General features: G+C 61.4%; 13 protein-coding genes. 10 read left to right on the plus strand and 3 right to left on the minus strand.

Going from position 1 to position 15,571, the window contains the following annotated elements; genetic code table 11:
- The first annotated feature begins 2 nt into the window (after positions 1-2).
- The 7 genes from ACR9ZC_RS20100 (at position 3) to ACR9ZC_RS20130 (ending at position 5,451) form a co-directional block, all read left to right on the plus strand.
- Positions 3-533 carry a hypothetical protein gene (locus ACR9ZC_RS20100; protein WP_481581648.1) on the plus strand — a complete coding sequence of 177 codons (531 nt, stop codon included), beginning with the start codon at positions 3-5 and terminating at the stop codon, positions 531-533.
- A complete protein-coding gene (locus ACR9ZC_RS20105; protein WP_481581649.1) occupies positions 530-1,144 on the plus strand; it encodes a hypothetical protein in 615 nt (204 codons plus the stop codon). Before ACR9ZC_RS20100 ends, ACR9ZC_RS20105 begins: the two co-directional genes overlap by 4 nt.
- Entirely contained in the window at positions 1,141-1,665 is a 525-nt protein-coding gene (locus tag ACR9ZC_RS20110; protein ID WP_481581650.1) for a hypothetical protein, read from the plus strand. Before ACR9ZC_RS20105 ends, ACR9ZC_RS20110 begins: the two co-directional genes overlap by 4 nt.
- The gene (locus tag ACR9ZC_RS20115; RefSeq protein WP_481581651.1) at positions 1,662-4,043 is read left to right on the plus strand and encodes a cohesin domain-containing protein; all 2,382 of its coding nucleotides are present in this window, start codon (positions 1,662-1,664) and stop codon (positions 4,041-4,043) included. Before ACR9ZC_RS20110 ends, ACR9ZC_RS20115 begins: the two co-directional genes overlap by 4 nt.
- Positions 4,040-4,531 (plus strand): type II secretion system protein, encoded by a 492-nt coding sequence (locus ACR9ZC_RS20120; protein WP_481581652.1) that lies wholly within the window; start codon positions 4,040-4,042, stop codon positions 4,529-4,531. The genes ACR9ZC_RS20115 and ACR9ZC_RS20120 overlap by 4 nt, the downstream gene beginning before the upstream one ends.
- Positions 4,506-4,943 carry a competence type IV pilus major pilin ComGC gene (locus ACR9ZC_RS20125; protein WP_481582721.1) on the plus strand — a complete coding sequence of 146 codons (438 nt, stop codon included), beginning with the start codon at positions 4,506-4,508 and terminating at the stop codon, positions 4,941-4,943. Before ACR9ZC_RS20120 ends, ACR9ZC_RS20125 begins: the two co-directional genes overlap by 26 nt.
- A 70-nt stretch (positions 4,944-5,013) precedes the next feature.
- Entirely contained in the window at positions 5,014-5,451 is a 438-nt protein-coding gene (locus tag ACR9ZC_RS20130; RefSeq protein ID WP_481581653.1) for a type II secretion system protein, read from the plus strand.
- A 59-nt stretch (positions 5,452-5,510) separates the two neighbouring features.
- Here ACR9ZC_RS20130 and ACR9ZC_RS20135 read toward each other — a convergent pair whose 3' ends face one another.
- Positions 5,511-7,181: a methyl-accepting chemotaxis protein gene (locus ACR9ZC_RS20135; protein WP_481581654.1), complete on the minus strand. Its 1,671-nt coding sequence runs from the start codon at positions 7,179-7,181 to the stop codon at positions 5,511-5,513.
- A gap of 430 nt (positions 7,182-7,611) precedes the next feature.
- On the opposite strand from ACR9ZC_RS20135, the gene ACR9ZC_RS20140 reads away from it, so the two are divergent.
- Together ACR9ZC_RS20140 and ACR9ZC_RS20145 are read left to right on the plus strand one after the other, a co-directional pair.
- Positions 7,612-8,862 carry an MFS transporter gene (locus ACR9ZC_RS20140; RefSeq protein ID WP_440563116.1) on the plus strand — a complete coding sequence of 417 codons (1,251 nt, stop codon included), beginning with the start codon at positions 7,612-7,614 and terminating at the stop codon, positions 8,860-8,862.
- 169 nt (positions 8,863-9,031) lie between these two features.
- Entirely contained in the window at positions 9,032-9,265 is a 234-nt protein-coding gene (locus ACR9ZC_RS20145; RefSeq protein WP_481581655.1) for a hypothetical protein, read from the plus strand.
- 30 nt (positions 9,266-9,295) lie between these two features.
- On the opposite strand, the gene ACR9ZC_RS20150 is transcribed toward ACR9ZC_RS20145, so the two are convergent.
- Positions 9,296-10,126, minus strand: a complete 831-nt coding sequence (locus ACR9ZC_RS20150) for a 5'-methylthioadenosine/adenosylhomocysteine nucleosidase (RefSeq protein ID WP_481581656.1) — start codon at positions 10,124-10,126, stop codon at positions 9,296-9,298.
- Positions 10,127-10,134: 8 nt separating this feature from the next.
- Positions 10,135-12,507, minus strand: a complete 2,373-nt coding sequence (locus tag ACR9ZC_RS20155) for a UvrD-helicase domain-containing protein (protein ID WP_481581657.1) — start codon at positions 12,505-12,507, stop codon at positions 10,135-10,137.
- A 180-nt stretch (positions 12,508-12,687) separates the two neighbouring features.
- Here ACR9ZC_RS20155 and ACR9ZC_RS20160 point away from each other — a divergent pair, with 180 nt between their 5' ends.
- Positions 12,688-15,555, plus strand: a complete 2,868-nt coding sequence (locus tag ACR9ZC_RS20160) for a valine--tRNA ligase (protein WP_481581658.1) — start codon at positions 12,688-12,690, stop codon at positions 15,553-15,555.
- Positions 15,556-15,571: the final 16 nt, after the last annotated feature.

A 15,571-nucleotide genomic window follows, 5' to 3' on the forward strand; every position in this document is an offset into this window, starting at 1 on the left:
CAATGACCATCGAATTCTCTTCCTCAATGGTTCGATGGAGCCGAAGGTTGCGCCCTTGGGCGATATGCCTTGCTGTGTTTGGTGTGGCGCTCGGATCGTGGGCCGTAACGAAAGTCGAGCGGATTCAACAGCAAATCACGGCCATTCAAGCTCGAACCAATGCACTCGACACAGCGACGTCATCTCATAGGGAAGCCCATCGTCCCCTGCCCGCGCCGCCAGATGCACAGGTGCAAGCCGTCAATCGCGCGATCCGCCGGCTAAACCTTCCTTGGTGGGCTCTGTTCGCCTCGCTGCAGCGATCCACAACTCCGAAGGTTGCGCTATTGGCGCTCGAACCGGATGCCTCCACGTCCACTCTGAAAGGCGAAGCTGAGGCGGCCGATCCCACCGCGATGCTCAACTACATCGAAACGCTGCGGCATGACAGTTTTTTTTCCACCGTCACGCTCACGCACCACGAAGTAGATACCAACGATCCGAATACTCCGCTTCGCTTCAAATTCGAGGCCGCATGGAGGGCTGCGCAATGAAGCGGTTCTATTTGAGCTGCGTCCTCTGGGCCAGCGTCTTATCGATAGGTGAGTGGATCGCATGCGCGGTCTTCCTTATAGGCCTGTCGCTTGCAGCCATTGCGCTTCCGTGGGTATATCGAGAGCGAGGCCTACAGGAAAATCGGTTGGTGGCGGCTCACAATGCTTACCGGTTGGCAGCAGCGCCACCCTCTCGAAACATCGATTCGCAAAAAGACCGATTAGATCAGTTCTATGCGACGCTCACGCCGTCCGAGCGATTGGAGCAGTCCGTGGCACAGTTGTTCGATGTTGCAAGCCGTAGCGGCGTCGCTCTTCAAAAAGCGGACTACCGACTCATCGTCGAGACGGACGGAAAGTACCAAGCCTATCAAATCGATCTACCCGTCAAAGCGAGCTATGCGTCGATCGTCACCTTCAGCCGACAGACGCTCGCGGCATTGCCATTTGCCTCGCTTGACGCTATCCGGTTCCGGCGCGACAAGGTTAGCAACGGTCAGCTAGAGGCTTCGTTGCGTCTGACTCTTTTCGTTACCGCATCCGGGTCGACGGCACGTTCAAATGGGTCCGCGGATGCGGCAATACGTGACGTCGCGTGGAGGCCACAATGAAGCTCCGGCACTTGCTTCTGGCTGGTGGGCTCGTTGGTTCGACACTCATCGCCGCATTTGGGAATCGGGACCGCACAGGGGAAGTGGTCTCGCCATCGCGCACGGACGCCGCTTCATTGGCGCCTGCATCGCACCACGAGACGCAGTCTCCGAGCGCCTCAATCGATGGCCTGACCCATACCGACGTTGCGCGAATAAAGAGTCGAGCCGATTTAGCAACCGGAGATAAGCACGATGCGGACCGTGAAAAGGTGCTCTTTGCGGTCCACTCGTGGGCACCGCCTGCACCGGCCTCATCCGTACAACAACAGCCCACCGCACCTCCTCTTCCGTTTTTGTATTTGGGCAAGGAGTTCGATGGGCGCGAGTGGCGGGTGTTCTTGGCTCGCCAGAGCGCCGTTTTCATCGTTAAGGCCGACGATGTGATCGAAGACACCTATCGGATCGCGAAGATATCGCCTCCGATCATGACCGTCCTCTACATACCGCTGAACGAATCTCAGCAGTTAAGCATCCAATGATGAAGCCGGCCATGATGTCGTTAAAGACCACACTACTTCACATCGTCATCGTGACAGTGCTCGCGGGATGCGCAGGCGATGGAGCCATGAGAAGCGCACATGAGCTGTTCGACGCCGGTAAAGTAGAGGAAAGTCTTGCAACGCTGGAGTCGGCGCAAAAAAAGCACCCGTCCGATCCGGTGTTGCGAATGACATACCTGCAATTCCGGGACCGGGCCATTGCGTCATGGCTGGTGTCTGCAAATGAAGCATTTCGCAAGGGCGACGAGACCCGCGCGCGCGAGTACTATCGTCGCATACTGAAGGTGGACCCAGAAAACGACCGGGCGAAAGCCGATCTCACTCGTCTCGAAGTGGAAGAGACTCACGCCGAATGGCTGGCCGAAGCCACCGGACTGGTCAAAAAGAATGACACCAACGGAGCCATTGCAGCCCTTAAAAGAATCCTCATCGAAGATCCGACAAACGTACAGGCTCGCGCCCTTCTGAAGTCGATCGGGGAGAAGATCGAGCAACCGGCCGTCAACACCCAACTCGACACAGCGCTGCGCAAGATGCTATCCATTGGCTTCAAAGATGCATCGTTGAGCCAAGTCTTCGAGGTCCTTTCGCGTACGTCCGGGGTCAACTTCGTCTTCGACAAGGATGTGCGAACGGATCAAAAGACCTCCGTTTTTCTCAACAACACGACCGTCAAAGAGGCCATCGATGTTGTGTTGATGACCAATCAGCTGGATAAACGCACACTTGATCGGAACACGATTCTTATCTATCCGAACACACCGGCGAAGCTCAAGGACTATAAATCGCTGACCGTGCGAACGTTCTTTCTCGCCCATGCCGATCCTGAGCTTGTCGCGAACACCTTGAAGACCATCGTGAAGACTCGCGACCTGATCGTCGACAAAAAAGAAAATGCCGTCATCATGCGCGACTCTCCCGAGGCCGTCTCGATAGCGGAGAAGCTGGTCCAACTTCAGGATTTGCCCGACCCCGAGGTCATGCTTGAGGTTGAAATCCTCGAGGTTTCCAGGGACCGTTTGTCGAGTCTCGGCATCAAATACCCCGATCAACTTACCCTCACTCCCTTGGGCAGCGGAAGCAGCAACACGGTGACGCTTGCTGATTTGGGCCGTCTGACGACGGCGGGCGTAAGCGCCACCGTGACGCCTCTTACGGCCAATGCGAGCTTGACGACGACCGACGCAAACGTGCTGGCCAATCCACGCATTCGCGTTCGCAGTAGAGAGGTTGCAAAGATTTTGATTGGAGACAAGGTTCCGAACATCACGTCCACTTCGACTGCGACCGGGTTCGTGTCGTCGAACGTCCAGTATCTCGATGTAGGTCTCAAGCTAGAGGTAACCCCGGTCATAACGGCAGATGCGGAAGTCGAGATCAAGATTAATCTGGAGGTGAGTAACATCACGAACCAGATTACGACGTCTCAGGGCACCATCGCCTATCAAATCGGTACGCGATCCGCGTCAACCGTTTTGCGCCTGAAGGACGGGGAGAACCAGGTTCTTGCAGGACTTATCAACGACAGCGATACGAATACTGCTAACAAGGTTCCCGGGTTGGGCCAGCTTCCGCTCCTTGGGCGTCTGTTCTCCAATCATCAGAGCGACTCGAAGAAGTCCGAAATCGTTCTTTCTATAACGCCTCATCTGATCCGCAACATCCCGAGCCCAGAGGCACGATTGCTCGCGTTCGACTCCGGCACGGAGTCGAACTCACGGACGCTCGATCGCAGCAATGCTGGCTCGACTACCGAGGCCGCGCCTGTACCTCCTGCAAGTGCGCCGCAGGCGGCGTCGGCGCCGCCTGCGGCTTACCCTGCCGCTCCGAACGGTTCGTCGACTCCCCAAGGCAGCGTGCCCGGCGGTAGCAACTCGGCTGCCAGCGGCACCTCGGCAAGCGACGCGACATCTCCTGCGACAGGATCAGCGCAAGCAACATGGCTTGCCCCAGGTCAAGCGAAAGTTGGCGAATCGTTCACCGTCCAATTGACGGTCAATTCGCCGCAACCTGTAGCGAGCCTTCCGTTGGCGATCGGATATGACTCAAAGAAACTGGAGGTGGTGAACGTAACAGAGGGCGACTTCCTTAAACAGTCCAACGTGCCCACAAAGTTTGAAGTCCGCCCGGATCCCGCGGCCGGCCAGATCTATGTGACCGACACGCTGGTCGGAACCGATCAGTCCGGTGGCACGGGGCCGACCGGCCAAGGCTCAATTCTGACTGCGACCTTCAAAACGCTCGCTCCGGCCAATCCTTCGTCCCTTTCGATCGTCTCCATGGCACCCGTTGGCCTCAACGGAACCACGATTCCGATCGTGCTGCCCCCGCCGCAAGCCATCGTTCTTGCGCCATGAAGAGATCACCCATGCAAAGAGGGCAAACAGGATTCACATTGATCGAGTTACTCGTGACACTCGCCGTACTTGCAGTCCTGGCAGGGATCGCCATGCCGGTGGCACAGGTCTCCTCCCAACGTGTGAAGGAAGGTGACCTGCGCACTGCACTGCGTGAGTTGCGAACTGCGATCGACGCTTATAAGCTTGCCGCCGAGCGCGGGCGTATCGCGAAAGCCGCCGATAGCACGGGATATCCGAAGAATCTCGGCATCCTTGTGGATGGAGTCGACGATGCGAAAGATCCCAAGAGAACGAAGATCTATTTCCTACGACGCATTCCACGGGACCCGTTTTGCACTGACGCGACTATTCCGGACGCGGACACATGGGGCAAACGAAGCTACGCGAGCGATGCGGCAGATCCGCAGGAGGGTGATGATGTCTACGACGTCTATTCGCGATCGCCGCGAATCGGGCTCAATGGAATCCCGTATCGCAGGTGGTAGCGGCCTGCGGAAGCTGCGCTCGGCGGTCCGACGAACCGGCGCATTCGAACGCGCCTTCACGTTGATCGAGCTGCTCGTCGTCATGGCGATCATAGCTACATTGTTGATGCTTTCAGCGCCGACCTACGTCAAAAGCATCGAGACGTCAAAGGAGGCTGCGCTTCACGAAAACTTGCGGATCATGCGAGGAACCATCGACAAGTTCTATGCCGACACCGGACGTTATCCGGACAGCTTGACCGAACTCGTCGACAAGAAATACCTTCGCGCGATTCCGAGCGACCCCGTGACAGAGTCGGCCACTGGGTGGGTTATCTTGCCCCCCGACAATCCCGATGACGGAAAGGTGTATGACGTGCGTAGCAGCGCATCCGGAAACGACAGGAATGGAACGAAATTCACGGACTACTAGCGGACGCCGCATACGGCGATCGGCGGGCTTCGCGTACCTTGCGTTGATGATCTCGGTTGCCATAATAAGTATGGCTTCTGCTGCCGTAGCCGCTTTCGGATCCGTTGCTCAGCGTCGATCAGCAGAAGATGAACTGCTGTTTGTCGGCGCACAATTTCGGGCGGCATTAAAAAGCTACTACGAGATGACGCCTGCCGGTGGCAACCCCTATCCGATCTCACTGCAAGCGTTACTGCGAGATCCACGCTATCCGAACGTGGTTCGTCATCTCCGAAAGATCTACACGGATCCGATTACGGGCCGGGCGGATTGGTTGCTGCTCGTCGCGCCTGGGGGAGAGATCATGGGTATAAGCAGTCGCTCGACTCGCCATCCAGTCAAGATCGCCCAATTTCCAGAGCCATTCGAAACGTTCACCGACAAAAAAAGCTACGCGGACTGGGTCTTTTATTACAGGATGCGCCCTATCGCGGCGCCACTCGCCGCTTCAGCAGCATCCGCTAGGTAGATACGCAGCTTCAGGGGCTTTCGCCAGAACGAGCGCCGCTCAGCCACTCGCCTCCCGCCTCACCCGTGCAACTTAAACTGCCCAACAAGCCGCTTGAGCGCCTTCGCTTGATCGTCGAGTGAGCGAGCCGCCGCGGTGGCCTCTTCCACGAGCGCCGCATTCTGCTGCGTGCCGGCATCCATCTGCGTGACCGCGCGGTTGATTTCCTCGATGCCCGAACTCTGCTCCGTGGACGCCGCGGAGATTTCGCCCATGATGTCGGTGACTCGCTTGACCGCCTTCACCACCTCATTCATCGTGCGACCGGCATCCTCGGCCAGCGTCGAACCGTTCTCCACGCGCTCGAGCGAGGTGTTGATCAGCGTCTTGATTTCCTTCGCCGCGGCGGCGCTGCGCTGCGCGAGCGAGCGCACCTCGCCCGCCACAACGGCAAACCCGCGCCCCTGCTCGCCCGCGCGCGCCGCTTCGACGGCTGCATTCAAAGCAAGGATGTTGGTCTGGAACGCGATGCCGTCGATCACGCCGGTGATGTCGCCGATATTTTTTGCGCTCGCATTGATCTCGCCCATCGTCGTGACGACGCGCGAAACGACCGACCCGCACGTCGACGCAATCTCCGAAGCGTTATTCGCCAGCGAGCTCGCCTGCTTTGCGTTATCGGCGTTTTGGCGCACGGTTGAAGTCAGCTGCTCCATGCTCGATGCGGTGCGCTCGAGCGAGACGGCCTGTTGCTCGGTGCGCTGCGACAGATCGAGATTACCCATCGAAATCTCGCCTGCCGCCGATGAAATAGCCTCGGCACTCGCCGCAATCTCGCCCACCGTCCCAGCAAGCCCGGTGCGCATTTCCGAGAGCGCGTAGAGCATGCTCGACGTGTCCTTCTTGCCGAGCGCGATCGGGTGCGAAAGATCGCCCGATGCGATCCGGCTCGCGATGTCCTTGGCATAGACCGGCTCACCGCCCAGCTGGCGCGTCAGGCGCCGCACGACCCACTCGCTGACGACGATGGCGACCCCGATCAGCGCGGCCGTCATCGCGGCCATCATGACGAAGGACGATTTGAAGATGAATGCCGACGCGTCGATCGTCGCTTTCGCCTGGGCGCCGCGCGCGGCGACGAGTGCATCGACGAGCTTTTCGAGCTTGCCCGTTTCCACGAGCAGCGAGACATCCTGCATGCCGACTTGCCAATTCATTTGCGACAGGTCGAGCGGCTGCGCCTTCATGAGCGTGACGAAATCGCGTAGATGCCCGGCCCAGGCCGATACCGCCGCTGCCAGCTTCGTTTGCTGCTCGAGCGCGGCCTTGTCACCGACATCGGTGTATTGCTTGAGCGTGCCGAGCTCGCCGTTGATCGCGACAAGGCCCCTGTCGATTTCGGCTCCGAGTTCGTCGCGTTCCTTGGCCGTCGTCGCCGTAAGCAGCATCTTTTGCGCGCGGCTCGAGCGCAGCATGTTGCCCCGCACCTCTTCCGCGGCCCGGCTGGCCACATGTCCCTGTTCGTAGATCGACCGGGAGGAGTCGTTCAAGCGGCTGATCTGCGCGAGGGCGAATATGCCGATCGCCAGCGTACCGGCGAGCAACACCGCGAATGCCAGTCGCAACAACATCTTGACCGACAGTCCGCTCAGACGCCCCTTTACGCCGACGCCGCGCGATCGGCCGTCCGCCACCGCATCATCGGGCACGAACTTCGCGCTCGCACGCAATCCCCGCGAAACCACCTTCATGCAACCCCCCTTCTGGATAACGCCCCACCTTGTGGGCGGGTTGGACGGCACATGCGGCCGCTACCGTTGGTCAACGGCATATTCGGCGGCCTTCTTGAGGCGGGAAGCACGAGTGAAAACCCGCATTCCGCACGCATTTTTTGCATGCGTCTCCCGCATGCCGGTGGGGTTATAACGTGTCAAAAAGCGCCGGAACAGGAAACCCGGCATGCTTTACGGGTAAGCCGACCACTGTCGCGGCGGATCATCGATATTCCGGCGCATCCGACGATGATGTCTCCTTGGCGACAAACAATGTCCGAGTTGTCTTTTTAAGACAACCTACACTTACGAAATCGGACCGGCACTGCTCGGCCCTCGTCCGGGTCGTGCTCGCGCCCGCGTCGCTCGACGAAGCGACGAATGCTTAACTCTTCTCAGGATGCCTGGCATGCAAAAAAACGCTCTCGCGGCGAATGCCGCGCCTAACATACCCGCCCCCACGGCTGCCGCCGGCGGTATACAGCGCACCGTTTATTCCGTTCTGGGGGCAATCAGCTTCTCGCACCTGCTGAACGACATGATTCAGTCGCTCGTTCTGGCGATTTATCCGATGCTCAAAGCGAACTTTTCGCTGTCGTTCGCGCAAGTCGGCCTCATCACGCTGACCTATCAGATCACGGCATCGCTGCTGCAACCGCTCGTCGGGATCTATACCGACAAGCGTCCGCAGCCGTACTCGCTGCCGGTCGGCATGGGGTTCACGTTGAGCGGGCTGCTCTTGATGTCCGTTGCCCCGAGCTTCGGTGTACTGCTCGTCGCGGCGGCGCTCGTCGGATGCGGTTCGTCCGTGTTCCACCCCGAGTCGTCGCGGGTGGCGCGCATGGCCTCGGGAGGCCGCTACGGGCTCGCGCAGTCGCTGTTTCAGGTGGGCGGCAACGCCGGTACCTCACTGGGCCCGCTGCTCGCCGCGCTCGTCATCATTCCTCACGGCCAACGCAGCATCGCCTGGTTTTCGGTTGCGGCGCTCGTCGCCATCGTCGTGCTCGCGCAAGTCGGCCGCTGGTACAACCGGCATCCGGCCACGAAGAAAAAGGCGCAGGTCCGCGCAGGCCACCCGTCACTCTCCAGGCAACGCGTCGCGCTCGCTATCGGCGTGCTGGTGCTGCTCGTGTTCTCGAAGTACTTCTACCTCGCGAGCATCAACAGCTACTTCACCTTTTATCTGATCGACAAGTTCCATCTGAGCGTGCAGGCCGCGCAGATCCATCTGTTCGTCTTCCTGGCGTCCGTCGCGGCGGGGACGATCGTGGGCGGCCCGATCGGCGATCGCGTCGGGCGCAAGTATGTGATCTGGGTGTCGATCCTTGGCGTCGCTCCGTTCACGCTGCTGCTGCCGTACGCGAATTTGTTCTGGACCAGCGTGCTGACCGTGCTCATCGGTCTCGTGCTCGCCTCGGCGTTCTCGGCCATTCTGGTCTACGCGCAGGAGCTGATCCCGGGCAACGTCGGGATGGTGGCCGGCTTGTTCTTCGGGTTCGCGTTCGGCCTCGGCGGGATCGGCGCAGCCGTGCTCGGCAAGCTGGCCGACGTGACGAGCATCGACTACGTCTACAAGGTCTGTTCGTTCCTGCCGCTGATCGGCATTCTCACCGTCTTGCTGCCCGACGTCGAACAAAAGCGGCAAGCTCGCGCCGCCTAGTCCAAGCACCTTGCTCCGCACATCGCGGGGCTCAATTCGTCCGAATTCTCGCCCCGCGCCGGGGGCGAAAACTGAAAACGACTACCTTGCGCCGTCGGGTCCACCGTTACCGCAAGGAGTCGTGAATGACCGTTATTCGACCCGCGCCGATTGGCGTCGAGGAAAACTCATGGTCCAGGCACCGGGCGTCGTGTTCACGGTCGCGGACGGCAAGCGCGCGAAACGCGCCGAGGCTTGGCTCGCTGAACGCGGATTGCGCGCCAAACCCATTGCAGACGGCGCCGCATACAAGATCGACAACGTCGCGGGCGTACAGGCACTCAACGTGGCAAATGCACTCTATGAGAGCAAGCTCGTGCGCCATGCGCAGCCGAATTGGATGATCGACATCGACCGGCAGTAGTCACGCAACGAATCGCTCGTGGAACTGGCGCTAGGCGCCCGCCGGCGCGGCAGCGTCCGCATAAGAGCGCAAGAAGCGTTGCAGCACGCCCGAAGAATAAGCGCCGGCGATATCGCTCAAGAATGTGGTGAACAACGCGGTTGCATGATCGTCGGCCGTGTCCGAAATCGTCCGCACGATCGCGTGCGGTACGTCATGTTCATAGCAGACCTGCGCTATGGCCGCACCTTCCATCTCGACGGCCATCGCCTCGGGCAATGCATGCGCCAGCGCGCGTACTTCAGTCGTGCTCGAGACGAACCTGTCACCGCTGATGATCAAGCCACGGTGCACTTGCGGCGCTGCAAACCCAAAGCGTTCGGCCAGCATTGCGCCTTCGTCGACAAGAAACCGCTGACAGGCGGTTGCAAGCAGGTCGGCCAGCAGCGCATCGGTGGGAAAGTGCGCGCGCTCGAGCAGCGGCACCTCATAGCGCGGGAAAAGCGGCGAAGCGTCGAGATCGTGCTGCAGCGAGGAATCGGCGACCACGATATCGCCCACTCGCACGCCGGGGCCGACGCCACCCGCGACGCCCGTGAAGATCATCGAATGGACACCGAAGACGTGAATCAGCGCGCTCGCGCTGGCGGCCGCCGCGACTTTACCGACCCGCGCAAGCGTGGTCACGCAGGGCACGCCGTACACGGTGCCTACGTGATAGTCGCGCCGGCCGAGCGTCACCGTGCGCGTCTCGCCTTCAGCGCGCATCGCTTCGACGAGATCGCCCAGCTCTTGTGGCAGCGCCGCCAGCACGCCCAGGCGGCGCACGGCCTGCTCGCCGCGGTGTGCGGCGCCGCTGCCGCTATCGTTGTACGTGCCCATCCGCACCCTCACTCGACCACTTGCAGTTTGGCGACGGCGAGTGCGAGCCACTTCTCCCCATGCCGCTTGAATCGGACGTGCGCGCGCGCATCCGCACCGCTGCCTTCGAGCGCGGTGATAGCGCCTTCGCCGAACTTCGTGTGAAACACCTGCTGGCCGACCCGGAAACCCGTATCGGCCGCGCGCTGTTCGTTCGCAAACGCAGGCAGCGGCGCCGCGGGCGCCTCGGCGGCGGCGTAACCGCCGTAGCGTTGTTGCTCGCGGCCGGGCCGCGCGAACCAATCGCGCCCCCAGGCGGCATTGTCGGATCGCCCGCCCCAGCGCGCGCCCGCTTCGGCCTTCGGCGTCAGCCACTTCAGCGTGGCCTGCGGCAACTCATCGAAAAACCGCGAACGCACGTTGTAGCGCGTCTGGCCGTGCAACATGCGGCTTTGCGCAAAAGAGAGGTACAGGCGCTCCTTCGCGCGTGTGATCGCCACGTACATGAGGCGGCGCTCCTCCTCGAGCCCGTCCGGGTCGATCGCACTGTTTTCATGCGGGAAAAGCCCTTCCTCGAGCCCCGAAATGAAGACAGCCGTGAATTCGAGTCCCTTCGCCGCGTGCACCGTCATCAGTTGCACGGCATCCTGGCCCGCCTGCGCCTGGGAATCGCCCGCTTCGAGCGACGCATGCGAAAGAAAGCCCGCGAGCGGCGTCATCGTGTCCGGGTTTTGCGCGGGCTCGCCCAGCCCCGGCGCGTCGAGTACGGTCACGCCCGCGTCGTCCGGATCGGGCGCAAGAGCCGGTGCGGCGGTAGCGCCCGGTGCGAGCGGTATCGAACGTGCGGGGGTATCGAGACCGTAGCCCTCCTCGCTCACGAACGCGGCAGCCGCGTTGACGAGCTCCTGCAAGTTCTCGAGCCTGTCCTGCCCCTCGCGCTCGCCCTCGTAGAAAGCCGCGAGACCGCTCCCGCGCACGACATGCTCGACCGTCTCCGGCAGGCTCATGCGCTCGGTTTCGGCGCGCATCTTCGCAATGAGATTCGCGAACGCGGCAAGGCTCGAACCGGCTTTTCCGGTCACGTAGGGAATGGCGGCCGCCATGGAACAGTTGTAAAGCCGCGCCGCGTCGGCTAGCTGCTCGATCGAGCGCGCGCCGATACCGCGTGTCGGAAAATTCACGACGCGTGTGAAGGCCGTATCGTCGTTTGGATTGTCGATGAGCCGCAGATACGCCAAGGCATGCTTGACCTCCTGCCGCTCGAAGAAGCGCAGCCCTCCGTAGACGCGGTATGCAACGCCGGCGTTGACGAGCGTATGCTCGATCGCGCGCGATTGTGCGTTGCTGCGATAAAGGATGGCCATTTCGCTGCGCGCGAGCCCGTTGTTCATGAGCGCGCGGATTTCCTCGACGATCCAGGCGGCCTCCTGCGTGTCCGTGGCCGCCTCGTAGACCCGTACGGGCTCGCCGTGGCCCGCATCGGTGCGCAGGTTCTTGCCGAGCCGGCGCGCATTGTTCGCGATCAGTTCGTTGGCGGCGTCGAGAATGTGCCCGTGCGAGCGGTAGTTCTGTTCGAGTTTGATCAGATGCCGCACGTTGAACTCGCGCTCGAAATCGCGCATGTTGCCAACGTTCGCCCCGCGAAACGCGTAGATGGACTGATCGTCGTCGCCGACAGCGAAAATGGCATTCGACTGTCCGGCCAGCATCTTGAGCCATGCGTACTGGAGCTTGTTCGTATCCTGGAATTCGTCGACGAGGATGTGGCGAAAGCGCGCCTGATAGTGCGCGCGCAGCGGCGCATTGTGCGCGAGCAACTCGTAGCAGCGCAGGAGCAGTTCGGGGAAGTCGACGACGCCTTCGCGCTGGCATTGTTGCTCGTAGGCGCGGTAGAGCTCGACGAACTTCAGGTTGAAGTTGTCGGTGGCATCCACCTGATCGGGCCGCAGCCCCTGTTCCTTCGCATTGTTGATGAAGTACTGCAGATTCTTCGGAGGATATTTTTCGTCGTCGACGTTCAAGCCCTTCATCAGCCGCTTGATCGCCGACAGCTGATCGGCCGTATCGAGAATCTGGAACGTGGCGGGCAGCGCCGCATCGCGATGATGGGCGCGCAGCATCCGATTGCACAGACCGTGAAACGTGCCGATCCACATGCCGCGCGTGTCGATCGGCAACAGCGCCGACAACCGCGCCATCATTTCACGCGCCGCCTTGTTCGTGAACGTGACGGCGAGCACCGTCGCAGGCGACGCGAGCCCCTGCTGGATCAGCCATGCGATCCGCGTAATGAGCACGCGCGTTTTGCCGCTACCGGCACCGGCCAGAATCAGCGCCGGTTCGTTCGGCAGCGTGACGGCCGCGAGTTGTTCGGGGTTCAGATTGGCAAGCAGATCGGGCATGGAGGGGGCGATAGACGAGGCACGGCGCCCATTATAGCCAGCGGGACTGCGCCGGCGCTCGCCTACGGGCGCATCGGGCCAAGGCGCTCGGCCCGCCGACGCGGCCGCCCGAACGTGCGACCCTTTATAATTCAACGTTTCGTACGGTCTTTTCATGCATCTTTCCGCGGATTTCCAACCATGAGCGACACCACGCTGGCGAAGAGTTTCGAGCCCCAGACGATCGAGGCCCAATGGGGGCCCGAATGGGAAAGACGCGGCTACGCCGCCCCGTCTTTCGAGCTGGGCCGGCCCAATTTCTCGATTCAGCTGCCGCCGCCGAACGTCACGGGCACCCTGCATATGGGGCACGCGTTCAACCAGACGATCATGGACGGTTTGACGCGCTATCACCGCATGCTCGGCGACAACACGCTCTGGCTGCCCGGCACGGACCACGCGGGCATCGCCACGCAAATCGTCGTCGAACGCCAGCTCGATCAGCAAGGCGTGTCGCGTCACGATCTCGGGCGCGAGCAGTTCGTCGAACGTGTCTGGGCCTGGAAGACGCAATCGGGCTCCACGATCACCCAGCAGGTGCGGCGCCTCGGCGCATCGATCGATTGGTCGCGCGAATATTTCACGATGGACGAAAAGATGTCGAAAGTGGTCTCCGACGTCTTCGTCCGGCTTTACGAGCAAGGTCTCATTTACCGCGGCAAGCGGCTCGTGAACTGGGACCCGGTGCTGATGACCGCGGTATCCGATCTCGAAGTGGCGAGCGAGGAGGAAAACGGCCATCTCTGGCATATCCGCTATCCGCTCGTCGACGGTAGCGGCCACCTCACCGTGGCCACGACGCGCCCCGAAACGATGCTCGGCGACGTTGCCCTGATGGTCCACCCTGACGATGAACGCTATGCGGCGCTGATCGGCAAGAAGGCAAAACTGCCGCTCACCGATCGGGAAATTCTGATCATCGCCGACGATTACGTGGACCGCGAGTTCGGTACGGGTGTCGTGAAAGTGACGCCCGCGCACGATTTCAACAACTATCAGGTAGGCCAGCGTCATGGGCTGCCGCAAGTCGAAATCCTCACGCTCGACGCGAAGATCAACGACAACGCACCCGCGGCCTATCGCGGTCTCGATCGTTTCGAAGCCCGAAAGCGCATCGTGGCCGATCTGGATCGGGCGGGCCTGCTCGAAGCGGTCAAGCCCCACAAGCTGATGGTGCCGCGCGGGGACCGTACCGGTGTCGTGCTGGAGCCGATGCTGACCGATCAGTGGTTCGTCGCGATGAGCAAGCCGGCGCCCGCCGGCACGTTCAACCCCGGCAAGTCGATCGCAGAAACGGCGCTCGATGTCGTGCGTCGCGGCGAGATCCGGTTCGTGCCCGAAAATTGGACCTCCACCTACTATCAGTGGCTCGAGAACATTCAGGACTGGTGCATTTCGCGCCAGCTCTGGTGGGGCCACCAGATTCCGGCCTGGTATGGCGAGAACGGTGAAGTGTTTGTCGCGCACAGCGAGGACGCGGCGCGCGCGCAAGCCGCGGAACATGGTTATAAGGGCGCGCTGAAGCGTGATGAAGACGTGCTCGACACCTGGTTTTCGTCGGCGCTCGTGCCGTTCTCGTCGCTGGGCTGGCCGAACGAGACGAAAGAGCTGCAGTGCTTCCTGCCCTCCTCGGTGCTCGTCACGGGCTTCGACATCATCTTTTTCTGGGTCGCGCGCATGATCATGATGACGACCCACTTCACCGGGCGCGTTCCGTTCGGGACCGTCTATGTTCACGGGCTCGTGCGCGACCACGAAGGCCAGAAGATGTCGAAGAGCAAGGGCAACACGCTCGACCCGATCGATATCGTCGACGGCATCGATCTGGAAACGCTGGTGTCCAAGCGTACGACCGGCCTCATGAACCCGAAACAGGCCGAATCGATCGAGAAAAAGACACGCAAGGAGTTTCCTAACGGCATTGCCGCGTTCGGCACCGATGCGCTGCGCTTCACGATGGCTTCCATGGCGACGCTCGGGCGCAACGTCAACTTCGACCTCGCGCGCTGCGAGGGCTATCGCAATTTTTGTAACAAATTGTGGAACGCGACGCGCTTCGTCCTGATGAACTGCGAAGGCCACGATTGCGGATTTTCGAAACCGAAGCCCTGCGCGCCTGGCGACTGCGCGGCCGGCGGCTACACCGATTTCTCGCAGGCGGACCGGTGGATCGTCTCGCTGCTGCAGCGAACCGAAGCCGAGGTGGAAAAGGGTTTCACGGATTACCGCTTCGACAACGTCGCGAACACGCTCTACAAGTTCGTCTGGGACGAGTATTGCGACTGGTACCTCGAACTGGCCAAGGTGCAGCTGCAAAACGGCACGCCGGCTCAGCAGCGCGCCACGCGCCGCACGCTGTTGCGTGTGCTCGAAACGGTGCTGCGGCTCGCGCACCCGATCATCCCGTTCATTACCGAGGCGCTATGGCAAAAGGTGGCACCGCTCACCGACAGCTACCCGCAGGACGCAGCCCCCGGTGCCGCGTCCGTCATGGTGCAGCCCTATCCGCGCGCGCGGGAGAGCAAGATCGACGAGGCGGCCGAGCGCTGGGCAGCCGATCTGAAGGCCGCCGTCGACGCCTGCCGCAATCTGCGCGGGGAAATGAACCTGTCGCCCGCGACGAAGGTGCCGCTGCTCGTGCACGGCGACGCCACCCGTTGGACGAGCTTTGCGGCCTATGCGCAGGCGCTCGCGCGCCTTTCCGAGGTGCGCATCATTCCGGACGAGGCCACGCTGGATCGCGAAGCGCACGGCGCGCCCACCGCGATCGCCGGGGGCGACCGGCTCGTTCTGAAGGTCGAAATCGACGTCGGGGCAGAGCGGGAGCGCCTTGGCAAGGAAATTGCTCGGCTTGACGCGGAAATTACCAAGTGCGCTGCGAAACTTGGCAACGAATCTTTTGTCGCAAAAGCACCGGCCGCGGTCGTGGAGCAGGAGCAAAAAAGGCTGTCACAATACAGGGACACCGTCGCCAAGCTGAGCGCGCAGCTGGCACGGCTGCCTGTATGACGCGTGCCGGACGAGT

The sequence above is a fragment of the Trinickia sp. HAY1-2D genome (assembly GCF_056754935.1).

Bases quoted from the DNA above. Each gene is read 5' to 3' on its own strand.
- ACR9ZC_RS20100 (WP_481581648.1), top strand. From the start codon at position 3: ATGACCATCGAATTCTCTTCCTCAATGGTTCGATGGAGCCGAAGGTTG.
- ACR9ZC_RS20105 (WP_481581649.1), top strand. From the start codon at position 530: ATGAAGCGGTTCTATTTGAGCTGCGTCCTCTGGGCCAGCGTCTTATCG.
- ACR9ZC_RS20110 (WP_481581650.1), top strand. From the start codon at position 1,141: ATGAAGCTCCGGCACTTGCTTCTGGCTGGTGGGCTCGTTGGTTCGACA.
- ACR9ZC_RS20115 (WP_481581651.1), top strand. From the start codon at position 1,662: ATGATGAAGCCGGCCATGATGTCGTTAAAGACCACACTACTTCACATC.
- ACR9ZC_RS20120 (WP_481581652.1), top strand. From the start codon at position 4,040: ATGAAGAGATCACCCATGCAAAGAGGGCAAACAGGATTCACATTGATC.
- ACR9ZC_RS20125 (WP_481582721.1), top strand. From the start codon at position 4,506: ATGGAATCCCGTATCGCAGGTGGTAGCGGCCTGCGGAAGCTGCGCTCG.
- ACR9ZC_RS20130 (WP_481581653.1), top strand. From the start codon at position 5,014: ATGGCTTCTGCTGCCGTAGCCGCTTTCGGATCCGTTGCTCAGCGTCGA.
- ACR9ZC_RS20135 (WP_481581654.1), bottom strand. From the start codon at position 7,181: ATGAAGGTGGTTTCGCGGGGATTGCGTGCGAGCGCGAAGTTCGTGCCC.
- ACR9ZC_RS20140 (WP_440563116.1), top strand. From the start codon at position 7,612: ATGCAAAAAAACGCTCTCGCGGCGAATGCCGCGCCTAACATACCCGCC.
- ACR9ZC_RS20145 (WP_481581655.1), top strand. From the start codon at position 9,032: ATGGTCCAGGCACCGGGCGTCGTGTTCACGGTCGCGGACGGCAAGCGC.
- ACR9ZC_RS20150 (WP_481581656.1), bottom strand. From the start codon at position 10,126: ATGGGCACGTACAACGATAGCGGCAGCGGCGCCGCACACCGCGGCGAG.
- ACR9ZC_RS20155 (WP_481581657.1), bottom strand. From the start codon at position 12,507: ATGCCCGATCTGCTTGCCAATCTGAACCCCGAACAACTCGCGGCCGTC.
- ACR9ZC_RS20160 (WP_481581658.1), top strand. From the start codon at position 12,688: ATGAGCGACACCACGCTGGCGAAGAGTTTCGAGCCCCAGACGATCGAG.